The 24,094-nt window shown below is 68.1% G+C and carries 20 protein-coding genes, 4 tRNA genes and 1 pseudogene; 15 read left to right on the top strand and 10 right to left on the bottom strand.

What is annotated here, in order from left to right; translation table 11 throughout:
* The first annotated feature begins 101 nt into the window (after positions 1 to 101).
* The 3 genes from pruA (at position 102) to IEY17_RS17415 (ending at position 3,626) form a co-directional block, all read left to right on the top strand.
* On the top strand, positions 102 to 1,730 hold the full coding sequence (gene pruA / locus IEY17_RS17405; RefSeq protein ID WP_188989089.1) for an L-glutamate gamma-semialdehyde dehydrogenase: 1,629 nt from the start codon (positions 102 to 104) through the stop codon (positions 1,728 to 1,730).
* A gap of 155 nt (positions 1,731 to 1,885) precedes the next feature.
* Positions 1,886 to 2,815: a proline dehydrogenase family protein gene (locus tag IEY17_RS17410; RefSeq protein WP_188989020.1), complete on the top strand. Its 930-nt coding sequence runs from the start codon at positions 1,886 to 1,888 to the stop codon at positions 2,813 to 2,815.
* Positions 2,816 to 2,945: 130 nt separating this feature from the next.
* On the top strand, positions 2,946 to 3,626 hold the full coding sequence (locus IEY17_RS17415; RefSeq protein ID WP_188989022.1) for a Pr6Pr family membrane protein: 681 nt from the start codon (positions 2,946 to 2,948) through the stop codon (positions 3,624 to 3,626).
* Here IEY17_RS17415 and IEY17_RS17420 read toward each other — a convergent pair.
* Positions 3,623 to 4,453, bottom strand: coding sequence for an SAM-dependent methyltransferase (locus tag IEY17_RS17420; RefSeq protein WP_188989024.1), 831 nt, complete (start codon positions 4,451 to 4,453; stop codon positions 3,623 to 3,625). The two genes, IEY17_RS17415 and IEY17_RS17420, sit on opposite strands and share 4 nt — an antisense overlap.
* Before the next feature lie 307 nt (positions 4,454 to 4,760).
* On the opposite strand from IEY17_RS17420, the gene IEY17_RS17425 reads away from it, so the two are divergent.
* Positions 4,761 to 5,750, top strand: coding sequence for a sporulation protein (locus IEY17_RS17425; protein WP_188989026.1), 990 nt, complete (start codon positions 4,761 to 4,763; stop codon positions 5,748 to 5,750).
* 193 nt (positions 5,751 to 5,943) lie between these two features.
* Here the strand turns inward: IEY17_RS17425 and IEY17_RS17430 are convergent, their stop codons facing one another.
* Positions 5,944 to 6,762 carry an SAM-dependent methyltransferase gene (locus IEY17_RS17430; protein ID WP_188989028.1) on the bottom strand — a complete coding sequence of 273 codons (819 nt, stop codon included), beginning with the start codon at positions 6,760 to 6,762 and terminating at the stop codon, positions 5,944 to 5,946.
* A gap of 364 nt (positions 6,763 to 7,126) precedes the next feature.
* Here IEY17_RS17430 and IEY17_RS17435 point away from each other — a divergent pair, with 364 nt between their 5' ends.
* A complete protein-coding gene (locus tag IEY17_RS17435) occupies positions 7,127 to 8,827 on the top strand; it encodes a hypothetical protein (RefSeq protein ID WP_188989030.1) in 1,701 nt (566 codons plus the stop codon).
* On the opposite strand, the gene IEY17_RS17440 is transcribed toward IEY17_RS17435, so the two are convergent.
* Positions 8,824 to 10,992 (bottom strand): tetratricopeptide repeat protein, encoded by a 2,169-nt coding sequence (locus IEY17_RS17440; protein WP_188989032.1) that lies wholly within the window; start codon positions 10,990 to 10,992, stop codon positions 8,824 to 8,826. The two genes, IEY17_RS17435 and IEY17_RS17440, sit on opposite strands and share 4 nt — an antisense overlap.
* 136 nt (positions 10,993 to 11,128) lie before the next feature.
* On the opposite strand from IEY17_RS17440, the gene IEY17_RS17445 reads away from it, so the two are divergent.
* From IEY17_RS17445 to IEY17_RS25520, 6 genes and pseudogenes are all read left to right on the top strand, one after another.
* Entirely contained in the window at positions 11,129 to 11,953 is an 825-nt protein-coding gene (locus tag IEY17_RS17445; protein WP_188989034.1) for an IclR family transcriptional regulator, read from the top strand.
* A gap of 143 nt (positions 11,954 to 12,096) precedes the next feature.
* The gene (locus tag IEY17_RS17450; protein ID WP_188989036.1) at positions 12,097 to 12,636 is read left to right on the top strand and encodes a 2,4'-dihydroxyacetophenone dioxygenase family protein; all 540 of its coding nucleotides are present in this window, start codon (positions 12,097 to 12,099) and stop codon (positions 12,634 to 12,636) included.
* Positions 12,637 to 12,667: 31 nt separating this feature from the next.
* Positions 12,668 to 13,666 (top strand): alcohol dehydrogenase catalytic domain-containing protein, encoded by a 999-nt coding sequence (locus IEY17_RS17455; protein WP_188989038.1) that lies wholly within the window; start codon positions 12,668 to 12,670, stop codon positions 13,664 to 13,666.
* A gap of 80 nt (positions 13,667 to 13,746) precedes the next feature.
* Complete coding sequence (locus IEY17_RS17460) at positions 13,747 to 15,096, top strand: MFS transporter (protein ID WP_188989040.1); 1,350 nt, start codon at positions 13,747 to 13,749, stop codon at positions 15,094 to 15,096.
* A 3-nt stretch (positions 15,097 to 15,099) separates the two neighbouring features.
* On the top strand, positions 15,100 to 15,894 hold the full coding sequence (locus IEY17_RS17465) for an SDR family oxidoreductase (RefSeq protein WP_188989042.1): 795 nt from the start codon (positions 15,100 to 15,102) through the stop codon (positions 15,892 to 15,894).
* Positions 15,895 to 16,019: 125 nt separating this feature from the next.
* Positions 16,020 to 16,166: pseudogene (locus tag IEY17_RS25520) on the top strand (tyrosine-type recombinase/integrase); the annotation flags it as partial.
* A 112-nt stretch (positions 16,167 to 16,278) separates the two neighbouring features.
* Here the strand turns inward: IEY17_RS25520 and IEY17_RS17470 are convergent.
* The 4 genes from IEY17_RS17470 to IEY17_RS17485 all read right to left on the bottom strand — a co-directional run bounded on the left by IEY17_RS17470 (position 16,279) and on the right by IEY17_RS17485 (position 17,114).
* Positions 16,279 to 16,353, bottom strand: a tRNA-Val gene (locus IEY17_RS17470).
* 1 nt (position 16,354) lies between these two features.
* Positions 16,355 to 16,426 (bottom strand) — tRNA-Cys (locus IEY17_RS17475).
* A 48-nt stretch (positions 16,427 to 16,474) separates the two neighbouring features.
* Positions 16,475 to 16,547 (bottom strand) — tRNA-Gly (locus IEY17_RS17480).
* Between the two features lie 141 nt (positions 16,548 to 16,688).
* Positions 16,689 to 17,114: an SsgA family sporulation/cell division regulator gene (locus IEY17_RS17485; RefSeq protein WP_188989044.1), complete on the bottom strand. Its 426-nt coding sequence runs from the start codon at positions 17,112 to 17,114 to the stop codon at positions 16,689 to 16,691.
* 903 nt (positions 17,115 to 18,017) lie between these two features.
* Here IEY17_RS17485 and IEY17_RS17490 point away from each other — a divergent pair.
* Together IEY17_RS17490 and IEY17_RS17495 are read left to right on the top strand one after the other, a co-directional pair.
* Positions 18,018 to 18,473, top strand: a complete 456-nt coding sequence (locus IEY17_RS17490) for a TIGR02611 family protein (RefSeq protein ID WP_229680255.1) — start codon at positions 18,018 to 18,020, stop codon at positions 18,471 to 18,473.
* A 58-nt stretch (positions 18,474 to 18,531) separates the two neighbouring features.
* Positions 18,532 to 18,603: transfer RNA gene (locus IEY17_RS17495), tRNA-Val, on the top strand.
* A gap of 117 nt (positions 18,604 to 18,720) precedes the next feature.
* Here IEY17_RS17495 and IEY17_RS17500 read toward each other — a convergent pair.
* On the bottom strand, positions 18,721 to 19,512 hold the full coding sequence (locus IEY17_RS17500; protein ID WP_188989046.1) for a tyrosine-type recombinase/integrase: 792 nt from the start codon (positions 19,510 to 19,512) through the stop codon (positions 18,721 to 18,723).
* 525 nt (positions 19,513 to 20,037) lie between these two features.
* Positions 20,038 to 20,295, bottom strand: a complete 258-nt coding sequence (locus tag IEY17_RS17505) for a helix-turn-helix domain-containing protein (protein WP_188989048.1) — start codon at positions 20,293 to 20,295, stop codon at positions 20,038 to 20,040.
* 1,397 nt (positions 20,296 to 21,692) lie between these two features.
* Here IEY17_RS17505 and IEY17_RS26120 point away from each other — a divergent pair.
* A complete protein-coding gene (locus IEY17_RS26120) occupies positions 21,693 to 21,908 on the top strand; it encodes an NAD-dependent epimerase/dehydratase family protein (RefSeq protein ID WP_373289897.1) in 216 nt (71 codons plus the stop codon).
* Entirely contained in the window at positions 21,886 to 22,425 is a 540-nt protein-coding gene (locus IEY17_RS26125; RefSeq protein ID WP_373289898.1) for an NAD-dependent epimerase/dehydratase family protein, read from the top strand. The genes IEY17_RS26120 and IEY17_RS26125 overlap by 23 nt, the downstream gene beginning before the upstream one ends.
* A 1,403-nt stretch (positions 22,426 to 23,828) precedes the next feature.
* Here the strand turns inward: IEY17_RS26125 and cas2 are convergent.
* Positions 23,829 to 24,092 carry a CRISPR-associated endonuclease Cas2 gene (gene cas2, locus IEY17_RS17515; RefSeq protein WP_188989052.1) on the bottom strand — a complete coding sequence of 88 codons (264 nt, stop codon included), beginning with the start codon at positions 24,090 to 24,092 and terminating at the stop codon, positions 23,829 to 23,831.
* Positions 24,093 to 24,094: the final 2 nt, after the last annotated feature.

Consider the following 24,094-nt stretch of genomic DNA (forward strand, 5'->3'; position numbering starts at 1 on the left):
GGCGTGCTGCTGAGCTCCTAACCTCCCAGGTAACAGACCTGCGGGGCATGAGGGACCCCGAATCATCCACCGGCGACTTCTCGCGAGGAGGCGACATGGCCATGGACGCCATCACTTCGGTTCCGGTGCCGTACAACGAGCCGGTCAAGGGCTATGCGCCGGGTTCTCCGGAACGGGAGTCGCTGCAGAAGCGGATCGCCGAACTGGAGTCCGAGCGCATCGAGCTCACCCAGACCATCGGCGGGAAACAGCGGATGGCCGGCGGCGACCGCTTCGACGTGGTCCAGCCGCACGACCACTCCCACGTGCTGGGTACCTCGGCGCAGGCCACCGCGCAGGACGTCGCCGACGCCGTGCAGGCCGCCAAGGACGCCGCCGCGGACTGGGCCGCCACCCCGTTCGACGAGCGGGCCGCGGTGCTGCTGCGCGCCGCCGACCTGCTGGCCGGGCCGTGGCGGGACACCCTCAACGCCGCCACCATCCTGGGCCAGTCCAAGTCGGTGCAGCAGGCCGAGATCGACGCCGCCTGCGAGTTCATCGACTTCTTGCGGTTCAACGTGCACTACGCCCGCCAGATCATGGCCGAGCAGCCGCGCTCGGTGCCGGGTGAGTGGAACCGGATGGACTACCGCCCGCTGGACGGCTTCGTCACCGCGATCACCCCGTTCAACTTCACCGCCATCGCGGGCAACCTGCCCACCGCCCCGGCGCTGATGGGCAACACGGTGGTGTGGAAGCCGACGCCGTCGCAGCAGTTCGCCGCGCACTTCACCATGCGGCTGTTCGAGGCGGCCGGCCTGCCGCCGGGCGTGATCAACCTGGTCACCGGCGACGGGCAGGCGGTCAGCGAGGTCGCGCTCACCGACCCCGGCTTCGCGGGCCTGCACTTCACCGGCTCCACCGCCACGTTCAAGAAGCTGTGGCGGATCATCGGCGACAACCTCGACACCTATCGCTGCTACCCGCGCATCGTCGGTGAGACCGGCGGCAAGGACTTCATCGTGGTCCACCCGTCGGCCGACCCGGCCCCGCTGGCCACCGCGTTCGTCCGCGGCGCCTTCGAGTACCAGGGCCAGAAGTGCTCGGCGGCGTCCCGCGCCTACGTGCCGCGGTCGATCTGGGACGGCGGCCTGCGCGAGGAGCTGGCCGAGCTGACCCGCACCGTCCGCTACGGCGACGTCACCGACTTCTCCTACTTCGGCGGCGCCGTCATCGACCGCCGCGCGTTCGCCAAGCACCAAGCGGCGCTGGAGCGGGCGAAGACCACCCCGTCGATCGAGGTGCTGGTCGGCGGCGGCTGCGACGACTCGGTCGGCTACTTCGTGGAGCCCACCGTGCTGGTCGGCTCGGACCCGGCCGACGAGGTGTTCACCACCGAGTACTTCGGGCCGATCATCGCGGTGCACGTCTACGACGACGCGAAGTACTCCGAGATCCTGGACGTGGTGGACTCCTCCAGTCCGTACGCGCTGACCGGCGCGGTGTTCGCCACCGACCGCGCCGCGATCGACGAGGCGCACCGCAAGCTGCGCGGCGCGGCCGGCAACTTCTACATCAACGACAAGCCGACCGGATCGATCGTGTCCCGCCAGCCCTTCGGCGGCAGCCGGGCCTCCGGCACCAACGACAAGGCAGGTTCGCTGCTGAACATCCAGCGCTGGACCAGCCCGCGGGCGATCAAGGAAACCTGGAACGCCCCGACCGAGTACGGCTACCCCCACATGGGCTGACCTCCAGGGGCGCCCTCCCCGTGGGGCGCCCCTGGCCCCGCACCTCTCGCTCCGACCCCTCGCCGGTCCGGCGGGCCGCGGCACGCAGCTTCGTCTTGCAGGCAACGCGGAAGGCAGGAGATCCCCCCACCCATCCGTTGAGAAGGAGAGCAGCGATGCTGCGCAGCACCATGCTGGCCGCCGCCCGTTCGCAGGGCGTGCGCCGCCTCGTGGAGGCCAACCCGCTGACCAGGCCGGTCGTCGAGCGGTTCGTCGCCGGGACCGACCCGGTGGACGCGGTCCGCGTCACCCGCACCCTGCGCGAGCAGGGCATGCACGTCACGCTCGACCACCTCGGCGAGGACACGCTGGACGCGCAGCAGGCGGCGGACACCGTGCGGGCCTACCAGGAGATGCTGTCGGTGCTGGCGGCCGAGGGGCTGGCCGACCGGGCCGAGGTGTCGGTGAAGCTGTCCGCCGTCGGGCAGTCCCTGCCGACCGACGGGGAGAAGATCGCGCTGGACAACGCCCGGCTGATCTGCGAGGCCGCGGCCGCCGCGGGCACCACGGTCACCCTCGACATGGAGGACCACACCACCACCGACTCCACCCTGGCCATCCTGCGCGACCTGCGGGTGGACTTCCCGTGGGTGGGTGCGGTGCTGCAGTCCTACCTGCACCGCACCGAGCAGGACTGCCGCGACCTGGCCACCGAGGGGTCGCGGGTGCGGCTGTGCAAGGGCGCCTACTCCGAGCCCGCCTCGGTGGCCTACCAGGACCGGGCCGAGGTGGACCGCTCCTACGTGCGCTGCCTGAAGATCCTGATGAACGGAGCGGGGTATCCGATGGTGGCCACCCACGACCCGCGCATGGTGTCGATCGCCGCCGACCTGGCCGCGCGGGCCGGGCGCGGAGCCGGTGACTTCGAGTACCAGATGCTGTACGGAATCCGGCCGGAGGAGCAGAAGCGGATCGCCGCCGCCGGCAACAAGCTCCGCGTCTACGTGGCCTACGGCGACGAGTGGTACGGCTACTTCATGCGCCGCCTCGCCGAGCGCCCGGCGAACCTGGTGTTCTTCCTGCGGTCGCTGGTCTCGCAGCACTGACCGCACCATCACCCGGCCCGGCTCGGATCCCGTTCGAGTCGGGCCTTGTCGCGCTCCGATGCCCGGCCCGGGATTGGGTGTCGTTAACCTTGATCGCGAAACATTGTTCGCATTCTGGGGCGGGAAACCGATGCGCAGGCCAGTCGCGGTGCTGTTCCGGATCGCCGTGGTGATCACCGCCGTCCTCGGCGTGCACCTGACGACCAGGGACAGCAGCTTCACCGCCTCCCTGGCGTATTTCACGATCCAGAGCAACGTGCTGGTGGCCGCGGTCTTCGCCTGGTCGGCGTCGGCCACCTGGCGCGGCGCCGGCCACCCGCCGACGTGGCTCAAGGGCGGCACGACGCTCTCCATCGCGATCACCGGGCTCGTCTACAACCTCGTGCTGGCGGATCTGCCGGTGGCACCGCACGCCTCGCCCATCTGGCACCTGTCGAACCAGGTGGTGCACGTCGTGACCCCGATCGCCGCCACGGTCGACTGGCTGCTGTTCGACGAGCACCGCCGGTTCCGCTTCTCCCACGCCTTCGCCTGGCTCGCCTACCCGTTCGGCTACCTGGGCTTCGCGCTCGTGCGCGCGACCACGGTGGACGGCCCGCACCGCTACCCGTACCCGTTCCTCGACGTCGACGTCCTGGGCTGGGACGGTCTCGCGCTGAACGTCCTGCTCTACGGCGGCGCGTTCTGGCTGCTCGGTCTGGCCCTGGTCCTCATCGACCGGGCCCTGCCCCGCAACGCACCACCGGCCCCGGTGCCCGCGGAGCCCACCCGCGCCGCGGTGTCACGGTCCGCCGGCTCGGACATCTGCTAGCGCTTGATGGCGACGCCGCCGTACATGTGGACGTGGGCGTCGTCAGTGGCGGCGGCCGCCGCGTCCGGGTGCCAGTGGTGGACCAGGGTCACGCCCGGTGCCAGCAGGTCCAGCCCGGTGAAGAAGCCCTCCACCTGCTCCTTGGTGCGGGCGACCAGCGGGATGCCGTTGGCGTTGTACGCGGCGACTCCCCGGCGCACCTCCTCCGGCGCGCTCACCGCCGTCGCGGTGGACAGCGCCAGGGCGCTGCCGCTGGGCAGCGGACCGAGCAGCCGGGCGATCAGGTCGCGGACCTGGTCGTCGTCCGGGATGAAGTGCACGATCGCAAGCAGGCTCACCGCGACCGGCCGGTCCAGGTCGAGGGTTTCGGCGAACTCCGCGGAGCCCAGGATCGCGGCTGGGTCGTGCAGGTCGGCGTCGATGTACGCGGTGCGGCCCTGCGGGGTGCTGGTCAGCAGCGCTCGCGCGTGGACCAGCACGATCGGGTCGTTGTCGACGTAGACGACCCGCGATTCGGGGGCCACGGCCTGGGCGATCTCGTGCAGATTGGGCTCGGTCGGCAGGCCGGTGCCGATGTCGAGGAACTGGCGGAAGCCGAGCTCGGCGGCCAGGTAGTGGGTGACGCGGCACATGAAGTCGCGGTTGGCGCGCATCGATTTCGGCAGGTTCGGCCAGTCGGCGGTGATCCGCGCCGCGGCCTGGCGATCCGCGGCGAAGTTGTCCCGGCCGCCGAGCAGGTAGTCGTAGATCCTCGCCGAGTGCGGCACGTTCGTCTTCAGGTCGATCGGCGGCCGCATGTCGGCCGCGCTTGATCGCACCCAGTCCATGCCCTGCACGGCTCCCTCCGCGATGTTCCCCGACTGCTGGCGCGCAGCCTACCTCGGACAGGTGCACCGATCACGCGCCTTGGCGACCGATTCGACCGGAGCCAGGAGGCGACCCCGGACCGCGCCGCACACCTCGGTCCGCGGCGAGCATCGCCACGCGAGCACGACTGTGCCGCGATGTTGCCGTGATCACGATCCACGGGGCTTTTGTCCGGAACTCACCATCCTGATCTTCCGTTGCTATGGATGCGTGCCCCCAGAACCGCTCACCGCGATCGATCGACAACACCAGGAGAAGGGTCGGCCCATGGTCTTCAAGAAACTGCTCGGCGTGCTCGGTGTCGGCGGCCCGTCCGTGGACACCGTGCTGCACCACCCGCACGTCCGCCCCGGCGAGAACCTGTCCGGTGAGGTCCGCATCACCGGCGGCAACCAGGACGTGACCATCGAGCACGTCGCCCTCGGCTTCGTCACCCACATGGAGACCGAGTACGGCGACCACGACGGGCACGCCGGGGTGGAGTTCCACCGTGCCGTGGTCGCCGGGCGCTTCCCCCTGCGCGAGGGCGAGCACAAGACCATCCCGTTCGGGCTGCCGGTGCCGTGGGAAACCCCGATCACCAGCGTCTACGGCCAGCACCTGCACGGTATGACCCTCGGCGTGCGCACCGAGCTGGCCATCGCCAAGGTCGCCGACAAGGGCGATCTGGACCCGGTCTCCGTCGAGCCGCTGCCCGCCCAGGAGCGCGTGCTGGAGGCGTTCTCGCAGCTCGGGTTCCACTTCAGGAGCGCCGATCTGGAGCACGGCAGGATCCACGGGGTGCACCAGGAACTGCCGTTCTTCCAGGAGATCGAGTTCTTCCCGCCGCCCGCCTTCGCCGGGCGCGTCAACGAGGTGGAGCTGACCTTTGTCGCCAGCCCGCACGGCCTGGACGTGATCCTGGAGGCCGACAAGCGCGGTGGTTTCTTCACACCGAGCCAGGACGTCTTCGGCCGCTTCCACGTCAGCCACGAGGAGGCCCTCACCACCGACTGGGCGCAGCAGATCCAGGGCTGGCTGGAGCAGGTCGCCGAGCGCCGCACCGCGATGGGCGGCTTCGGGCACCACGGTCACGACCACCACGGGTACGGCCACCACGGTCACGGGCACCACGACCACCACCACAGCTCCGGGATGGGCGGCATGATCGCCGGGGCGGCCCTCGGCGCCGGTGCCGGATTCCTCGGCGGCATGGTCGCGGGCGAGATGATCGAGGAGGTCGGCGAGCTCTTCGAGGGCGACGACGAGGAGTTCTGACTCGGGCGCCGGATCCGCGATTTCCCTGGCAAGCAAAGACTTCCAGGGAAATCGCGCCGACGCGGCCTGCCTGGTCGCCCGCAACCACGGCATCGGCACGAGCGTCCTGATCGGACAACGCACCGCGGCGTGGGAACGCGCGAAGCGGTGTCGACGACACCGGCAGGCCGCTCCCCTTGGTTCCCAAGCCGGCTCAGGGCTTGCGGGCGACGGCGCCGTACATGGCGATGTCGGCCTCCGGGATGTTCAGCGCGGCTGGATCGTCCGGGCGCCACTTGTGCATCTGGACGATTCCGGGCTCGACCAGTTCGAGACCCTCGAAGTACTGGGCGGCCTGGGCCCGGGAGCGCCAGCGCAGGGCCTCGCCGTGCTCGTGGTAGGTCCGGCGGACCTCCGCCAGCATGTCCGGGGCGAAGTCGTCCGTGGCGATCGTGGCCGCCATGTAGCTGCCGGAGGGCAGCACGTCGATGATCCGCCGCACCACGTCCAGCGCCTCGTCGTCGTCCTCGATGAAGTGCACGACCGCGATGAGCATCAGCCCGATCGGCCGGGTCGAATCCAGGGTCTCGCGGAACTCCGGAGCGGACAGGATCGAGTCCGGATCGCGCAGGTCGGCCTCCACGTAGGCGGTGCGGCCCTGCGGGGTGCTGGTCATCAGGGCTCGGGCATGCACGAGCACGATGGGATCGTTGTCGGTGTAGACGACGCGTGCCTCCGGCCGCACCTGTTGCACGACCTCGTGCAGGTTCGGCGAGGTGGGAATGCCGGTACCGATGTCCAGGAACTGGTCGATGCCGCACTCGGTGGCCAGATACCGGCCGGCGCGGTGCATGAATTCACGGTTGGCGCGCATGTGTACAGGCAGCGCGGGCCAGATTCGCTTGGTGGCCTCGGCGGCGGCCCGGTCGACGGCGTAGTTGTCCTTGCCGCCGAGGATGTAGTCGTAGATCCGCGCGCCGTGTGCCCGGTCGGTCCGCAGGTCGACGCTGGTGCGCCGAATCCCGTTACCCATTGCGCCCCCTTCCGATCACAGGGTCCCATCGTGTCAAAGATCGACATCGTCGTCCACGCGCCCGCCCGGCGTTGACCGACCCCTGACCTGACGGTCTTCGACTGCGTCGAAACCGACCGCTCCGCACGCTGCAGCTCGTGAGCTCCAAACGTCCGGCGCCAGCGCTAGAATCGGGCACCCCTGCAGCTTCGATGTTCACCGACGGTGATATGATCGTTACATTGAGGCCCGAGGCCCGAGGCCCGAGGCCCGAGGCCCAAGGCCCAAGGCCCAAGGCCCGAGGCCCAAGGCCCAAGGCCCAAGGCCCAAGGCGGTAGATCGTTCTCGGTAGGCGCAGGCCCGGTCGGTCGTGCACCGTGGCCGGGTGCGCCGGGGATCGCGGGCGGTCGGTGTGGACCGTGATGCGCGCGGTCCGCTGCTCCCCGTTTCGCCGGAGGAACGGGTACAGGGGACGTTCGACTGCGAACGCGCTGTGCTGGTCGTCGCCCGCACGGTCACGTCGACTGCCAGGCTGCTGGAGGCACTGCGCTTCTTCCGCAACGATTTCCGGGTGAAGCCCCTGTTCACGATCAACGACACCTCCCCGTACAGCTCAGGGGCGCGCACGCTGCTGGAAGCGGCCGGGGTTACCGACATCGTGCCGTGGGACCAGGTTCCCGAGCTGCACTACGCACTGGCGCTTTCCGCCAGCGAGAACGTCGACTTCGCGAAGCTGCGGGGCACCACTGTGGTCCTCCCCCACGGGATCGGTTTCAACAAGTGGGTGCCCGACCCCACCACCGGCGGCACCCGGTTGGCCGGCCTGCCACGGGCCGAAGCGTTGCGCAGCGGTCGCGTACGCCTGGTGTTGAGCCATCCCGCGCAGGAGCGGCAGCTGCGGGCCCTGTGCTCCGAGGTGGCCGGGCACACCGCGGTGACCGGCGACCCGACCTACGACCAGCTGCTGGCCAGTCTGCCGTTCCGCGAGCGCTACCGGCGCAAGCTCGGACTCGGCGGCCGCAGGTTGGTCCTGTTGAGCTCGACGTGGCGCAGCGAGTCCGAACTGGGGCGTTGGCGCACGCTTCCGCTGGAGATGCTGGCCAGTCTGCCCGCCGACGAGTACCAGGTCGCGGTGGCGATGCACCCCAACGTCTGGGCCTGGTACGGCCCCGGTGTCATCCGCACCTGGTTCCGCGACGCGCTGGACGCGGGCCTGCTGCTGGTGCCGCCGCACCGCGGGTGGCACGCCGCGCTCGTGGCCGCCCACCTGGTCGTTGCCGACCACGGGTCGCTGAGCCTCTACAGCGCGGCCCTGGGTAAGCCGCTGCTGCTGGCCGCTTTCGGCGACGAACATGTGCCCGGCACCCCGATCGAGAAGCTGGGCCGCATGGCAGACCGCCTCGACCCGCGGGCCGACCTGCGCGCGCAGGTGGAACGGGCCCTCGACAGCCACGACCCCGACCGGTTCGCCGAGCTCACCGCGGAGGTTTTCGCGCACGTCGGCGAATCCGAAACCCTGCTGAGAGACCTCCTCTACCGCGAGATGGGCCTGGCTCCGCCGCCGGGCGAGGTGCCGCTGCTGCGTCCGCCGGACATCGAATCGGCTCCGCTGCCCGTGACGGCCTTCGACACCGTCACCCGGTTCACCGGGCCGGAGGATTTGGCCATCTGGCGATACCCGGCGGCCGCGCGCCCGCCCGCGGACACCATCCACCCGGGCCCGCCGCATCCGGGGGCGGTGCGGCACCTGGCCGTGGACGAAGACGACCACGATCTGCGCCGCCCGCACCAAGCCGCCGTCTTCGTGCGGCGCGACGTCGCGACCCGCACGGAAGCGCTCCAGTGGACCGCCGAAGCGCTGCAGACGCTTCCCGGTGCCCGCGTGGCCGGTGCCGCCACGGCATCCGGGTGCCTGGCCAGGATCAGAAACGGCCCGTGCGTCGAGGCGACCGCGGACGGGGTGGACGCGATGCTCCTGGCCTCGGCTGTCTATGCGTGCGTGCTCGACCGCAGCGTCGCTGATCGGATCCTCACCGTGCACACGGGTCGGACCACGACGCGAGTACGACTGGGTGTGGTGAGCTAGCCGAGAGCGGCGAGGGCGTCGTGCAGTTCCGCAACGCGCGGACTGCCGAACCTCGCGTGGATGTCCAGTGCTCGCTGCAGGTTTTCCCGCTGCAGCGCGCGATTTCCCTGGTGCGCGGCGACCTTGGCCAGTTCTTCGCGGGCCTGCGCTTCGTAGTAGTAGTCCTGCCCGGCATGCAGCTGCTCGATCGCCTGGCGCAACGCGGTAACGGCTCGCTCATCATCCCCCAGCGCGTGGTAGGCCGAGCCGATCGCGGTCAGGGCACGACCCGCCATCCGCTGATCGGGCACCGCGCGGATGAGGTCCAGAGCACGCTCCAGCGTCGCCAGCGCCTCCGGCGCCCGCCCCTGCCCGAGCTGGCTGCACCCCAGGAAGAACGTCACGAACGCGCCCCCGCGGTCGTCGTCGGCCGCGGCGAACAGCTCCAGAGCGCGTCGGTACGCCGAGATCGCCTCCGCACGGCGCACCTCGTCGGACTCCACCCGGGCGTGCTCGTCGTGGAGGCGGCCGATCAGCTCCCACACCGACGCGACCAGGCGCGCGTTGCCCGATGCCTCGGCGATCGGCAGCGACTCGTCCAACGCTGCCCGCGCCTCGACCAGGTCCCCGAGATCGGTGTAGGCACGGGAGACGAAACTCCGCAACCGGGCCACCGCCGCCGGCCTCTCGTCCAGCCGTGCCGCCCACACCCCGATCCTGGCCGACTCGACCCAGTCCTCCAGGTAGCGGCGATTCACGAACAGCGCGGTCATCGCCTCGGACAACTGCCACGCCGCCCGGTACCACCCCTCGTCGAGCGCGGTCCGCAGCACCGCCATCAGATTCGGCCGCTCGACGTCCAACCAGCGCAGGGCCGCCACCTTGGCGGTGTCACCGCGGAACGGACTGGGTTCGTCGCCCAGCAACTCCTCGTGCGGGGTGATCCGCAGCCGCCCCTCCCCCATGACCGCCAGGTCGGCGAACGCGGCCCGACGCAGGAAGAAGTCCACCACACTCCGCAGTACCGCCCGGCGCACCTGGCCGGTCGGGTCGTCCTGGTCGGCGCAGCCCCGCGCGTGGCGGCGGACGAGGCCGTGCAAGCGATACCGCCCTTCGCCCTGGTCGGTGACCAGGTTCGCCTCCAGCAGCGCACCGAGCGCGCGCCGCTCGTCAGCGGGCGCGCCGCCGCCCAGGGCCACCACCAGGTCCGAGTCGAAGTCAGCGCCGGGGAACAGGCCCAGCGCCCGGTAGAGGCGCGCTGCCGGAGCGGGCAGCTCCCGGTAGCACGCCGTGAACACCGACGCCACCCGCGCCGCGCCGGAGAAATCGAACGGTGCCAGACCGCTGTCCTCAGCGGTGATTTCGGCAATCAGATCAGCCACGGACAGGCTGGGATGGCTGCGCAACCGGGCTGCTGCGGTCCGCAACGCGATCGGCAGCCCACCGCACAACGCGGCCAGCTCCCGCATCGCCTCCGGCTCCGCCGCGGTGCGGTGCTCTCCGCACAGCGCGGTGAGCAGCTCGACGCCGGACTCGTCCGACAGCGGCTCCACCGGCACGACCGCGGCTTCGTCCAGCACCAGTTCGCTCAGCTGGCGATTGCTCGTCACGAGCACCGCGCTCCCCGCCGCGGACGGCACGAACGGCGCCACCTCCGCGGGTTCGGTCACGTCGTCGAGCACCACCAGCACCGGTCGGCCCCTGGTCCGCGTCCGGTACAGGTTCGCCCGGCCCGCCAGGGTCGGCGGCATCACCTTGTCGTGCACCCCGAGCGCACGCAGGCAGTCGGCCAACCCGTCGTTGACCGCGGTCCCACCGCCGTCCCGCAACCGCGCGAAATCCACGTACAGCTCGCCACCGGGATAGCAACCACGGGTGTTGGCAACGGCGCGCTGCACCGTCGCGGTCTTGCCCACCCCGGGAAGGCCGGTGAACACCGCGATCCGCACCAGACCGGCCCCCGGATCGAGCAGTTCCCCGGCCCGGGCCAACTCCCGCGCCCGGTTGACGAACCCGCCCAGCGGAACCGGAACCTCGTGCGGCACCACCTCCGCCAGCGGCGTTACCCCGACGTGCACGTCACCGTGGAGTTGACCGACCTGAACCGAAGGACCGTTGACCGTGCCCGACAGCTCGTTGCGCGCCTGCACAGGCTCGCCTTCGTCCGCACGCCCCAGTCGGCTCATCCCAGCTCCCGATGCGCCCCAAGACCCACCACCGTGATCAACCAACCACAGTACGCGACCCCGGAACCCCGAACCGTTTCAGGCATGTCCGCATCGTGGTAACTTGTGGTCCGTCTCAGCCAGGAAGGACACGAGCATGGGGTCGTCCACCGGCGGTGTCCGCGTCATTGAGAAGGCTGGCGCACTCATGGAAGCGCTGGCGTACCGAGGGCCGCAGACCGTGGTGCAGCTCGCCGAGGAGACCGGTGAGCCGCGGACCACGATCTACCGCCTGCTGGCGACCTTGCAGGGGATGGGCTGGGTCGAGGAGACGGGCAAACGCGGTCGTTACGCGCTGGGGCTCACGCTCATGCAGCTCGGGCGGGCGGCGGTCGAGGCCGGCATCGAGCACCGCCTCGCAGCACCCGTCCTGCGGACCTTGCGGAACGAGACCGGCCTGACGGTCTACCTCCACGTTCTGCGCGGTCTGCGGGCCGTGTGCGTGGAGCGCATCGACGGGCGTGAGCTGCTCAGCTTCGGGCTCCAGTTCGGCGGCTCCCTGCCACTGCACGCGGGAGCCGGGGCGCGGGTGCTGCTCGCCTTCGGCGGCGAGGCGCTCTACCAGCGCTGGCGCGCACACGTGCTGGAGCGCGGGGGCGAGGCCGAAGTTTTCACCCAGCGGACTCCCCGGCGCCTGGCCGACATCGAGGCCCTGGTGCGCAGGGTGCGCTCCACCGGGTTCGCGGTCAGCTCCGAGGACAACACCATCGGCATCGCCGCGATCGGCGCACCGATCTGGGCATCCGACGGCCGATGCCTCGCGGCCGTGTCGATCGCCGGCTCGCCCGAAGAGATCCTGAACAAGGACCGCCAGCCGGGCCTGGTGGAGGCGGTGCGACGAGCGGCGCAGCAGATCGGCGAACTCAGCACCCCGCGGGCGGCGCGGTCTCGGTCACCAGAGCCTGCCAGAACCGGAGCCTGACCTTCTTGTTACCACGATGCGGACAGTTTTGCACCGCCTCGTGGGACGTTTGGGCGCTTCCCCGCCACGACCCCCGCAACGGACGTATCACTTCTCCGCAACACACCAACGCCGGTCGCACCGGACGTTTCGAGGAGGAGTGAATGAGCACGACCCCAGAACGACCCCAGTACGACGCCGAAGTGCCCTACCGCGGCGAGCAGCCCTACGGCATGCTCGAGGACCTGGTGATTCCGCAGGCGCTCGACCTGGACTGCGATGAGCGGTTGTGGGTTCCGCAGGCCCCGGACGTGACGTTCCGGCCACTGCTGCTGTCGGTGAGCCAGGGCTACTTCGTCAACATCCTCCGGGTCCGCAAGACGGGCATCCTGTCCCGCCACCGGCACGCGGGACCGGTGCACGCGACGACGCTCAAGGGCCGCTGGCACTACCTGGAGCACGACTGGTGGGCCGAGGAAGGCAGCTACGCCTTCGAGCCCCCGGGCGACATCCACACCCTCCATGTGCCCGACGGGGTGGAGGAGATGGTGACGCTGTTCCACGTCACCGGCGCCTACATCTACGTTGACCCCGACGGCAACCCGGTCGGTGTCGAGGACGTGTTCACCAAGCTCGAAGCCGCGCGCAAGCACTATGCGGCCGTCGGTCTCGGCGCGGACTATGTCGACCAGTTCATCCGCTGAGCCCACGGGTGCCACCTCGTCGAACGGGACGATGAGCGCGCTGGTCAAGCGCGGCAACGTCCCTGGGGACGCAGGCATCGGCGGTCGGGAAATCCCCCGACCGCCGGCCGGGCACGTTCTGGTCCGCACCGAGGCATGCGGGCTGTGCGGCAGTGACGTCCACGCCTGGCGCCAGGACGCGGGTTACGACTGGGTGCGAGCACCGGTGACGTTGGGGCACGAGGCGATCGGCGAGGTGGTGGCCGTCGGCCCCGGTGCGGACCGGGCATGGGTCGGCCGCCGTGTCGTGCCCGTGTCCATCGACGGCTGCGGGGACTGCCCGACCTGCCACGAAGGTCTCCGGCAGCTCTGCCCGGACCGGACGGTGCTCGGGTTGTCCTTCGACGGTGCGGCGGCGGAGTTCTTCGTTATCGACGAACGGCGGCTCGTTCCGGTCGACGTCGACCTGCCCGCCAGCACGCTGGTGCTCACCGAGCCGCTCTCGGTGGCACACCGCGCGGTCAGGCACCTGGAGCGCGCCGACGCGGCCCACGACGCGGTTGTCAGCGGACCAGGCCCGATCGGCCTGATGATCGCCTTGCTGCTCCGCCAGCGCGGGCACCGCGTCGTGCTCGTGGGCGCCGAACGAGACCGGCACCGGCGCCTGGCGGTCGCGGCCTCGCTGGGACTGCGGACCCGCGTCGCCGGAGAGGACACCGGAACCCGTCCCAGCGGGTGGGTCGAGGCATCGGGCTCGTCCCAGGCGCTCCAGGCGGCACTGCACCGGATCCGGGCCGGCGGCACGGTCGTGGTTCCGGCGCTGTTCGGCGGTGCCACCGACCCGGACGTGAACGTGCTGACCCGCGCCGAGATCCGGTTGCAGGGCAGCTACGGCTCGCTGGCGGAGGACTACCGCGACGCCCTGACCACCCTGGCGGCCAACCCGGATCCGTGGTCCTGCCTGGTCACGACCTTTCCGCTCACAGATGCCGACAGAGCGCTGCACGCAGCCGCAGCCGCGGAGGTCTTCAAAGCAGCTCTCGTTCCCTGACCTGGCAGGCACACCCGAAGCATTCCGCACGTCCCCATTCATTTCCTCACGATCGGCCGGCGTTTCAAGGAGGAAACACCATGGCCAGCACCACAACCGCCACGCGCGCTCCGTCGCGGACATCGATCGGAAAGGTCGTGTTCGCGAGCCTGATCGGCACCTCGATCGAGTGGTACGACTTCTTCCTCTACGGATCCGCCGCCGCGCTGGTGTTCGGACCGCTGTTCTTCCCCGAATCCGAGCCCGCGGCGGCGACCATGCTCGCTTTCGGCACCTACGCCATCGGATTCGTCGCCCGCCCGTTGGGCGGCATCATCTTCGGACACTTCGGCGACAGGCTCGGCCGCAAGACCATGCTGGTCGTCAGCCTGCTGCTGATGGGCGCCGCGACCTTCGCCATCGGACTCCTGCCCACCCACGCCACCGTCGGCATCGCCGCTCCCCTGTTGCTGCTGACCTGCCGCATGCTGCAAGGATTCGCGGTCGGCGGCGAGTGGGGCGGCGCCGTGCTCATGGCCGCCGAGCACGGCGACGACGCCCGGCGCGGGTTCTGGTCCTCCTGGCCCCAAGCCGGTGTTCCGGCGGGCAACCTGCTGTCGGCGGCCGTGCTGTGGGTGCTCGCAGCAGTGCAGAGCGACCAGGACTTCCAGGTCTGGGGATGGAGAATCCCGTTCCTGCTCAGCGCACTGCTGGTGCTCATCGGCATGTGGGTCCGGCTGAGTATCGAGGAATCCCCGGTCTTCGCCGAGGCCAAGGCCGTTCGCGAAGCCGAACCCGACAAGCGCGCTCCGCTGCTGCAGGTCATCCGCAACTACCCCCGCGAGGTGCTGATCGCGATGGGACTGCGCATGACCGAGAACATCGGCTACTACATGTTCTCGATCGTGGTGCTCACCTACCTGGTGACCTACCTGCACATGCCCAAATCCGTGGCCATCGTCGGCGTCCTGGCAGGCTCCGCGGCCCAGCTCGTCCTGACCCCCGTCATCGGGGGGCTGTCGGACCGGGTCGGACGCCGCCCGCTCTACCTCATCGGCGCGATCGGCACCGGAATCTGGGGCTTCGTGTTCTTCCCGATGGTCGACACCGGCGACCAGCTGATGATCACGCTCGCCATCGTGATCGGTCTGAGCTTCACGACCTTCATGTACGCACCCCAGGCGGCTCTGTTCTCCGAGTTGTTCGGCACGACCGTCCGCTACAGCGGTGCCTCGCTGGGATATCAGCTGGCATCGGTATTCGCGGGCGGCCTCGCTCCGATGATCTCGGTTGCCCTGCTCGGAACCGTTGATGAGCGCAACACCACCGCGGTCAGCATCTATCTCGCGATCGCCGCAGTGATCACTCTGGTCGCCGCCGTCGCCGCCAAGGAGACAGCCGGATCCTCCCTGCGCCACGACAGAACGATCAACAAGCTCGGGAGCAGCTGACCGATGCCAACACGCGAACACCAATCGACCAGCTCGTTGGACCTCTTCCGGTTGCACGGACGCGCCGCCATCGTGACGGGTGCGGCCCGAGGGCTCGGCAGAGCGATGGCACTCGCACTCGCGGAAGCCGGCTCCGACATCGTGGCCCTCGACGTCGCACCGCTCGCCGACCTGGCGAGGGACGTCGAGTCGCGCGGAGTGCTCTGCCACGCGCATCAGGCCGACCTGCGGTCGCTGAGTCCCTCGACCGCCCAGGAGCTGATCAGCCGGGCGCTGAGCGCGGCGCCGAACACCACCGTGCTCGTCAACAACGCGGGCACGATCCGGCGCGGTCCGGCATTGCACACCAGTGCCGAAGACTGGCACGCAGTGATCGACCTGAACCTGACCACCCCGTTCATGCTGGCCCAGGCTTTCGCTCGCGCACTCACGGACACCGGCACATCGGGGAGCGTGATCAACATAGCGTCGATCAACAGCTTCCAGGGCGGAGTCGAGGTTCCGGCGTACGCGGCCGCCAAGCACGGGCTGCTGGGCCTCACCCGGGCGCTGGCCAACGAGTGGACCGCGCACGGCGTGCGCGTCAACGCCATCGCGCCGGGCTACATGCTGACGGACTTCACCGCGGCACACCGGCAGGACTCGACCAGGTACGAGGCGATGCGTGACAGGATGCCGGCCAACCGCTGGGGCAACGCCGACGACCTCGCCGGGGCCGTCGTCTACCTTGCTTCCTCCGCCTCCAACTACGTCACCGGCAGTGTCCTGACCGTCGACGGCGGATGGCTGGCACGCTAGGTCCACCCAAGGAACGCCCTCGTCGGCACGCCCAGCCCACCATCACCGTGTGAACACTCACGAAGGCACGCAGTTGGTCACTCCCAGGGTGCCCTCGCCGGGCTGCTGCCGACGAGGGCGTTCGCTTCCACGAAGGAGGCAACACCCACAGCACCTGGCTGACCGAGGACGGGATGCCCAAGGTGGCACGCCGCGCTCGGCTCGGACAGAAGAGGAAAGGCATCACCCGGGTCTACGACCACGTGGCCCCGGAGATGGAACAACACATCCTCGTACCGGCGGTAGCGAGCCTGTTCACGATCGCATCGCCATGTCATCGCCATCCGCGAGCTGACAGCGAGCCCGCCCCATGGCGGAGCAGAGCCGCTGACCTGCGGAAAGAACTGGTGCGCGATACTGGGATTGAACCAGTGACCTCTACCGTGTCAAGGTAGCGCTCTCCCACTGAGCTAATCGCGCGAGGCGGAGGCGGGAATCGAACCCGCGTACAGGGCTTTGCAGGCCCTTGCCTAAGCCACTCGGCCACTCCGCCGAACTCCGCATCCACACCGAGGCCGGTTGGAACGCCAGAGAATCCCAGAGCGGACGACGGGACTCGAACCCGCGACCCTCACCTTGGCAAGGTGATGCGCTACCAACTGCGCTACGTCCGCCTGCCTGCGACTCTGAAGCCCGGGATCCGCCGGGCCCGTCCGCCGCGTTGCACAGTGAACTCTAGACCACACCCCGGAAGCCGATCAAAGGGGGGTGCCACATCGCCCGGCGCGTGCCGTGTCAAGCCATGTTCGCCCTGGTCAGCCCAGGTCGTGCGGCAGCAGCCTGGTGAGCGCCTCGTCGACGTCGACCCACAGGTTCTCGTTGCCCGGGACCACCACGTCGTAGGTGCGGTCCAGGAAGTCGGCCAGCTCCTGCGCGGATGCCTCGAACACCGCGTGCCCGGACGGCGAGCTCAGCTCGATCACCACGACCTCCGGGTTGTCCACCGCGGGCCGGATGGTCACGTCGCCCTCACCGGCGTGCGCGATGAGACCGTCAGCCAGCAGGTCGCGGGCGAAGACCCACTCGACCCAGCCGGCGCGGCCGGTGCGGAACGCGGCCACCACCGCGTACGGGTCCCGCGTGTCGTAGCGCAGCTCCACCTGGACCGGCACGGCAGGCGCCTGCGGAGCCAACAGATCGAACACAGCGGTCGAACGTAGTGTCACGTGATCGGTACGCATAGCCCTCCCCTTCCTGCTCCCGCTTGGTCCCCATATCGACCGAGCAACACAGTTGTGACGCCTCTTCATGCCGCCACGCTCGCAACTCCTCGATAGATCACCCATACGGGGCAGGCCCCACTTCGCTGGGCAATCAATTGGTTGCTGAGCGTGCCCGGATGGCCCCCGGTGGCCGAACCGCAACAGACCGGTCGTCGACTTGCGAGACGAGCCAGATCCGTTGTCCGCACTGGAAGAAGATCCACTGCGGAGGAGCCTGGCCGAGGGCCCTGGATCACAGGCCGACACCGTTGAGTAACCGAGGATCAATACGGTCCGTAATCGGTCGATCCGGTGCGCTCACAGCCCGGCGATCCGTCGCCCCCGCCCGGCAGAGGCCACCTCCGCGCCCGGCTGACCACCGGGTTTGCCGCGTCGCCGACCTCGCCTGACGTCCACCCAACAATAAGCGATCGGCCACGCGAGGACCCCGACCGCGAACGGCGGCGATGAGATGCTTACCACTACATTTCCCCGGATTGGACTAATGGCCTGGACCGGCTCCGTGACCGGCCACGCGTGCACCCGAACACTCAAGCGAGAGCAGTGTCACACTGTGACCAGGATCGAAAAGCGACGACAGAGTCCAAGGACCCGGCACCGCGACGAAACGACCATGATCCCCGTCACACTTGCGCGGGTCGACGCAACCCGAGACACCCGACCGCCGCCTTGACAACGCCCCGCACGACGCAGCGGCCCACGGCACGACCGCAGCCCGTTATGCGCCGTATTCTGACCCCCGAACCGGTCCCCGGAACGGCGCAGCGCAGCGACCACCGCGGTGGCCGAACCCGCAAACCCTCCGCAACCGGCAGGTGGAGAGCCCTGAGCAACACAGCAGAACCGGGATCCCGCAGCACCATGGAGCCCGCCATCGACGACCAGCAAGCACCCCGCCACCCCAGGCTGCACGCCATGCGGGAGAAGCTCCACGCGGTCCGCGAACGCATCCGCAGCAAACCCGGGCTGAACACCACCTACCGCGTCGTGCTCGGCGTCTTCGGCACCCTCGTGCTCATCGCCGGCATCCTGATGATCCCCTACCCAGGCCCCGGCTGGCTCGTCGTCTTCGCCGGCCTCGGCATCCTCGCCACCGAGTTCCACTGGGCCCACCGGGTCAACACCTTCACCAGGCACCACTACCAGCGCTGGGTCCGGTGGCTGGGCCGCCAACACCTCGCCACCAAGCTCGTCGTCATGACCGGCACCTGCCTGATCGTGCTGGTCACGCTGTGGTTGCTCGGGATCTTCAGCACCCTGGGCGGCTGGCTCGGGCTGCGCTGGACGTGGTTGGCCTCCCCCCTGTTCGGGCCCTGAAAACGATCGTGTATTGTTCTTCTCGTCGCCGGGGGACGGCGGCGGAACAACAGAACAAGGGCGATTAGCTCAGCGGGAGAGCGCTTCGTTCACACCGAAGAGGTCACTGGTTCGATCCCAGTATCGCCCACAGCTTTTTTTGCCTGGTCAGGTGGCCTGTCCGTGATCTTCATGGGCAGGCCACTGATCGTTTTGGGGAGCAGAATGGGAGCACGGTGTGCTGACCACACACTAGTATCCGAAGTGGTCACGCCGCTTCCCGCCTCAAATCCTGACTGTCGTCCCACGTCCATCCACCGTCCTGCTCCCATCGCCGTTGCAGGGCGGCGAGCATCTCCTCGACCATCGCGTCCGTGACGTGCGAGTAGAGGTCGTCTGTGTCCTTGCGCTTGTGCCCGAGGCGCACCAGTCGCAGGATGCGCGGGACGTTGTCTTCGACCAGCCACGTCTCATGGGTGTGGCGAAGATCATGGAAATGCATCTCCTGGTTGAGCGGCGCCCATCCCCGTTCCTTGTCCCCGGCGAGGGCGGGCAGCCAGACCCGACGGCGGAAGTTGGACCGGCGGTGCAGGCCCCCATGGGCCCCGGTGAACACAAACCGCGCGTCAGGGTTGCGCTCCCGGTGCTCTGCGAGGAGATCGGCGAGGAACGGCGGCAGGTGCACGGTGCGGGCGCTGGCCGGGGTCTTCGGCGGGCCGAGTTCGAGGCGACCCGCGATCTCGTGCAGGGCACCGAACTTCGGGTCGATCTCGATGCGCGGGTCGTCGTCGAGGTAGGTGCGGATCCACTGCAGCCCGGCCAGCTCGCCCCACCGCAGGCCGGTGTAGGCGTCGGTGATGGTCATCAGCCCGGCATCCGGTGGCATGCGTCCGGCCAGCGCTCCGACTTCGTCGGCGGTGGCGTGGGGCCGTTCGGGGCGGTCGGTGAAGCTGATCCGCAGTTTCCGGCACGGATTCGCGCCGATCAACCCCTCGTCCACAGCTTCTCCGAGGATCATCGAGAACAACACGAGGATGTCCTGGACACTTTTGTCGGCCAAGTTCGGACGCAGTGTCTTGTTCACCCATCCCTTAACCGCGATGCGCGCGACGTCGCCCAGAGCCGTGCCGGACCAGCGGGGCAGAATGTGATTACGGATGTGGGAGTCGTAGGTCGCCCAAGTGACGTCGGAGACGCGGTGCGCGTCCGACTAGGCGCGAATCCACTCGTCGATCGTGGTCTGCGCGAGCCGAGGGTCGGTGAACTGCCGACGTCGCTGGTCTGACTCCACGTCAGCCGCGCGGTTGTCCGCCTCTTGCCGGGTGGTGAACCCGTTTTCCGTGAAGATTGTTCCGTCGTTCAAGCTATAGCGGACACGGAATCCGTCTCCGCGCCTTTCTACCCATGCCATGATGATTCTCTTTCATAAAAGCCGTGGATATGGCCGCACCGAAAATCGGCACGGCCATATCCACGCTCCCCGGAAGGAAGAGAGCAAGCGAACTGTGTTCAGATCGCCATTAGCGTTATGCCGGGCAGGCGAAAGTAGGATCGGAGTCGACCAGGGTGTGGCGATGTCTGTGTTTCAGCGGTGCGTGACGGGCGACTGGGCCTGGCGGATGATCTCGCGGAGGTCGTCGTCAGAAAAGCGGAGATGCTTGCCGAGGAAGGTACACGGAATGGTGCGTCCGCTGGCCTTGCGGCGGAGCCAGGATTCCTTGACGGCAAGCTGTTTCGCCGCCTCGGCGGGCGTGTACAGGCGGATGGATCGCGAAGCCGGCCGGGCACTGTCGTCGATGCATGACCGGATCGAGACATTACGTTGTGATTTCGCGTGAGACATTGGAGACCTCCACGTAGCTCGAAGAACGAAGCAATCTGACCATTCAATACTTGTCTTCGCATCCATATCTGGACGCACAACGACCGGAAATTGCTACTGGGAAATGGGTTACGGCGAGGTATATCGTGCTGCTGACACCGAATGAAGTTCGCAGGTTCGTAGATAAACCTCACGCCTCCACCCAGCTTGGACGCGACCCACTCGTGCCTCCCTGGTAAAGAACACAACGAGCACCCAGATTCGCACCAGCCGCCAGTATTTGTGGGCCGAGAGAGGTAACGATCTTCTCCGCGACCAGAGTCAGCCACATGACATCGAGATCGATCGGCCAGGAGCCCACGCGCGGGCGGATCACCGACCACAACTCAGCGCCGTCGCGGGTCCTCCGCCTCCTCTGGGCTTCGGGTGAACGCGTGCGATGAGTCGACTCAGATCCATCCCGCCAACCAGCGGGTTCGGAATGACCGACAGTGAGTTCATAGCTGCCTCCACGATTGTGCCACGTTGTGCGCTGGTGACACCCCTGAACTCCGAAACAAAAGCCCCCTCGGGACAGTCGGCATCAAATGTGTTCTCGTCGACCCGGCCGGGCGTGATCGAGGCGGATAGTCCGGCACACCGCCAGCATGGTCGCGCTCGGCCGCTGCTCAATGCATCTGTAGTGGAGGTGACCTCGTGACCAACCCGCCGCCGCCCGACCGACGCCGACCGCCAGCATCAGCCGCCGCAACACTCCAGCCGAACCGCCGCGCCGCACTCTACGCCGCCAGCTGCGCCTGGCCTGACCGCGGCCGACACCCGCCGCTGATCGTCCGGCCCATTGTGGCACGGGTGTTGCGTCGGGGGCCTTGTCCTGAGAGGAAGTCGGTAGGGTACGCACTTGGGGATCGAGGGAGAGCGGTGAGTAAGCGGCGCGAGGGGCTGGTGGCCTGAAGAAGAGCTGTTGGGCGTACGCAGGAGTCCCTTTGCCGAGCTCGTGGGGGTGGACCCTCGACGGTCGTTCGGTGGGAGCGTGGTGGGCAGCTGCACCCATCGCAGCGTCGCCGGCTGGCCAACGCCTTGGAAATCACGCTGGGCGAACTCGACGACCTGTTGGGCACCGAGAACTCGACCTGGGACGTCCACGCCGTGTTGTGGTTACAGGCACCGCAGGGTTCACCAGCGGGCACCTGATCGAGCGCCTGCTGGAACGTGACGTTGCAGTTGCTGGGCATCGATCGACGCGCCGTGTGCCCTAGTGCCGATGAGAACCTCGCCTCAGTCTTCGCAGGTCCCCGCTTCCGGTTCGAGCGCGCGGACTGCTCGACTGTCCACTGGACAACCTGCCCGCCGAGGCCGAGATGATCTTCCACATCGCCGGCGAGCCGGGTGCGCGTCCTTCGTGCGACCGATTCCCGATGTACGTTGCGTGCAGCATCATTGCGACCCCAGCGCATCATGGACCCAGCAGTGCGTTTGGGAATCCACGGGTGGTCATCGCCACGTCGTCCAGTGTGTACGGGAGGACCGATGGCTGGCCGACGAACGAATGCGCTCCGACGGCCTCGATATCCCCGTACGGAGTGACCAAGCTGCCTGCCGAGCCTTGGCATTGGCCTACGCTCGACCGCTGATTCCCGAACAACGGTTGCAGCGTTGCGATACTTCACCGCATACGGGCAATGCCAACGGCCCGATATGCTGATCGGGCGAGTGCTTGACGCCAAGCTGACCGTTCGTCCGGTCAGGCCGTACAGGAATGATGATCAACATCGCGATTTCACCTTCGTGACCGACATTGTCGAGGCCATGCTCGCTGCCGCCATGGCGATCAGACCCACACCATCGCATGATGCACACTCGTTCGAACACTGCCGGCCGGATGTGCACCCCGTGTTGGCACGGCTCGAAACGGGCTTAGACGGCTCCACTCGACGTCCGGTTGCTCACTCATTTCGGCGATTGCGACCAACTGTCACGCCACATGAGAGCGGCAACCGGTCGAGCCGCAGGCCCAACAACGCTCGTCGCCTCTGGACCACCGCTGACCGCACATCTCCGAGGATTCTCCCCGCATGCTCGCCGGAGGCAGGTATGACTGGAGTGCGGCGGCTCATTCAGTCCCCGGATCGTCGACGAAGTGGACTCTGACCGGCCTCGCAAAGTCGGCTGAACGGAACGTAGGCAAGGTAACGTGGCACCACGGGACACCCCACCCAACCCGCCTGAGCAGGAGGAAACGAAAGCTCAACCACCACATAGTCCTATCTGGATGCTGCTCTACAGGGCGCAGGGAGACCGGGGGGCCACTTGTCGCTCAGTGGTTCTCGTCCTCGGGGCACTGCTACCGGTGCTGCTAACCGTGATCCTCGTTCATGGCAGCTTTTCGTCGATGATCCCGTGGCTTGCGGGTATCGGCACCGTCCTTGGGATGTGTCGTTACCGACAGAAGAACTCCGATCCTCCTCCGCAGCCATGAGGCAATACAGAGTACGTCGTCACAAGAGTTCGCGACGTGCCACCGCAAGCGCCTACAGCATAAGAAGTCCACCAACATTCGAGCGAACTTGCTCTTCCTCCATGGAAACGCGGAAGACCGCGGCCATCGCCGCTACCACCGTAAGAAAGAACCATCGGTGAATCGAGGCTAAGTTGGGGCCGACCCGGCATTCGGCAGTTCAGGATCTTGCCGAGACTCAGCGATGGCCTGGAGCAGATCGATACCACGGTGCGGGAGCTGGTCGCGGCCTGTGGCTGCGGGCATTACGCCCTTGGTGCTGCACCTGCAGTCGTGGGCGCGGGAGTGGTTACCACGCCGCCTGGCTCAGCCGCGAATGCCCCGACTTGCTACCGCTACATGAGCGGCTGTACCGCAACGGCGCCTACACCCCGAGGGCGTACCAACGGGAGGTCGGCCGGGGGCCCGGCCGAACCTCGACCACTGTTCGGGGCGGCTGGCGGCTCGTCTGGATCGGGTGGCCGCTGTACTTCGGGAAGTCGGGAAGCACCCCACCACGCTGGTCATCGACTCCGAACGGGGCCAACCGTGATCGCCGCGGTTAACTGGACCGCCTGTCCCTCGGTCGCTCTCGCCCTAGTAAACCTGGACGCCGCCGATCCTGATCGATCGCGAACAGCCGCGTGAGTTCAAACTCGTAGTCGTGATGGCACCGTCTCGCTCCACCGCAGATGCCACGACGCACCTTCGTTGCGCCCCTCCTGGAGGCGATAGGACTCCCGGTGCTCGACGTCCTCTGGCTCGTCCATACGTTGCGGCCCCTCGCCGGGGCCGATGCGGCACTCCACCTCGTGCCGCAGTACGCTTGCATGCGCGTTGCGACCCCTCCTTGGGGTGATGGCCATGCTGGTGCGCTACCTGTTTGGGCCCGGCCACGCCAAGTTGCGGCATACCGTTGCAACCCCTCGTAGGGGCGATGGGCGCCCGCGGAGGGTAAAGCGGCTGGTGGTGGATGGTTTTGATGTTGTCAAGGTACGGGTGTGTGCGGCGGTTGGGTGGTTTTGCGGTTGGTGTGGGTGGGATTCTGAGGTTGGGCTCAGAGGATGTTGTGGGGGCGGTCGTCGGGTTTGGCCCAGGCTTGGCGGTGGGGTGTGGTGCCGGGTGGGAAGGTGTAGACGAGGATGTGGTCGTATTGGGGGTCGGCGTGGTGTCGTATTTCGTGTTCGAGTCGGACGAGTTGTGCTGGGCTGAGTTGTCCTTCGAAGACGCTGTTTTGCATGTGGTGTAGGTATTTTCGGCAGGTTCGGAGGATGGCGGCGTTGCGTTCGGTGGCGGTGTCGTAGACGAGGATGGTGTACATCG

The sequence above is a fragment of the Saccharopolyspora thermophila genome (assembly GCF_014646075.1).
Taxonomy (GTDB): Bacteria; Actinomycetota; Actinomycetes; order Mycobacteriales; family Pseudonocardiaceae; genus Saccharopolyspora; species Saccharopolyspora thermophila.

What these genes read in the sequence shown, in the direction of transcription:
- pruA (WP_188989089.1), top strand. Translation starts at nt 102, where the DNA reads ATGGACGCCATCACTTCGGTTCCGGTGCCGTACAACGAGCCGGTCAAG.
- IEY17_RS17410 (WP_188989020.1), top strand. Translation starts at nt 1,886, where the DNA reads ATGCTGCGCAGCACCATGCTGGCCGCCGCCCGTTCGCAGGGCGTGCGC.
- IEY17_RS17415 (WP_188989022.1), top strand. Translation starts at nt 2,946, where the DNA reads ATGCGCAGGCCAGTCGCGGTGCTGTTCCGGATCGCCGTGGTGATCACC.
- IEY17_RS17420 (WP_188989024.1), bottom strand. Translation starts at nt 4,453, where the DNA reads ATGGACTGGGTGCGATCAAGCGCGGCCGACATGCGGCCGCCGATCGAC.
- IEY17_RS17425 (WP_188989026.1), top strand. Translation starts at nt 4,761, where the DNA reads ATGGTCTTCAAGAAACTGCTCGGCGTGCTCGGTGTCGGCGGCCCGTCC.
- IEY17_RS17430 (WP_188989028.1), bottom strand. Translation starts at nt 6,762, where the DNA reads ATGGGTAACGGGATTCGGCGCACCAGCGTCGACCTGCGGACCGACCGG.
- IEY17_RS17440 (WP_188989032.1), bottom strand. Translation starts at nt 10,992, where the DNA reads ATGAGCCGACTGGGGCGTGCGGACGAAGGCGAGCCTGTGCAGGCGCGC.
- IEY17_RS17445 (WP_188989034.1), top strand. Translation starts at nt 11,129, where the DNA reads ATGGGGTCGTCCACCGGCGGTGTCCGCGTCATTGAGAAGGCTGGCGCA.
- IEY17_RS17450 (WP_188989036.1), top strand. Translation starts at nt 12,097, where the DNA reads ATGAGCACGACCCCAGAACGACCCCAGTACGACGCCGAAGTGCCCTAC.
- IEY17_RS17455 (WP_188989038.1), top strand. Translation starts at nt 12,668, where the DNA reads ATGAGCGCGCTGGTCAAGCGCGGCAACGTCCCTGGGGACGCAGGCATC.
- IEY17_RS17460 (WP_188989040.1), top strand. Translation starts at nt 13,747, where the DNA reads ATGGCCAGCACCACAACCGCCACGCGCGCTCCGTCGCGGACATCGATC.
- IEY17_RS17465 (WP_188989042.1), top strand. Translation starts at nt 15,100, where the DNA reads ATGCCAACACGCGAACACCAATCGACCAGCTCGTTGGACCTCTTCCGG.
- IEY17_RS17485 (WP_188989044.1), bottom strand. Translation starts at nt 17,114, where the DNA reads ATGCGTACCGATCACGTGACACTACGTTCGACCGCTGTGTTCGATCTG.
- IEY17_RS17490 (WP_229680255.1), top strand. Translation starts at nt 18,018, where the DNA reads ATGGAGCCCGCCATCGACGACCAGCAAGCACCCCGCCACCCCAGGCTG.
- IEY17_RS17505 (WP_188989048.1), bottom strand. Translation starts at nt 20,295, where the DNA reads ATGTCTCACGCGAAATCACAACGTAATGTCTCGATCCGGTCATGCATC.
- IEY17_RS26120 (WP_373289897.1), top strand. Translation starts at nt 21,693, where the DNA reads ATGTACGTTGCGTGCAGCATCATTGCGACCCCAGCGCATCATGGACCC.
- cas2 (WP_188989052.1), bottom strand. Translation starts at nt 24,092, where the DNA reads ATGTACACCATCCTCGTCTACGACACCGCCACCGAACGCAACGCCGCC.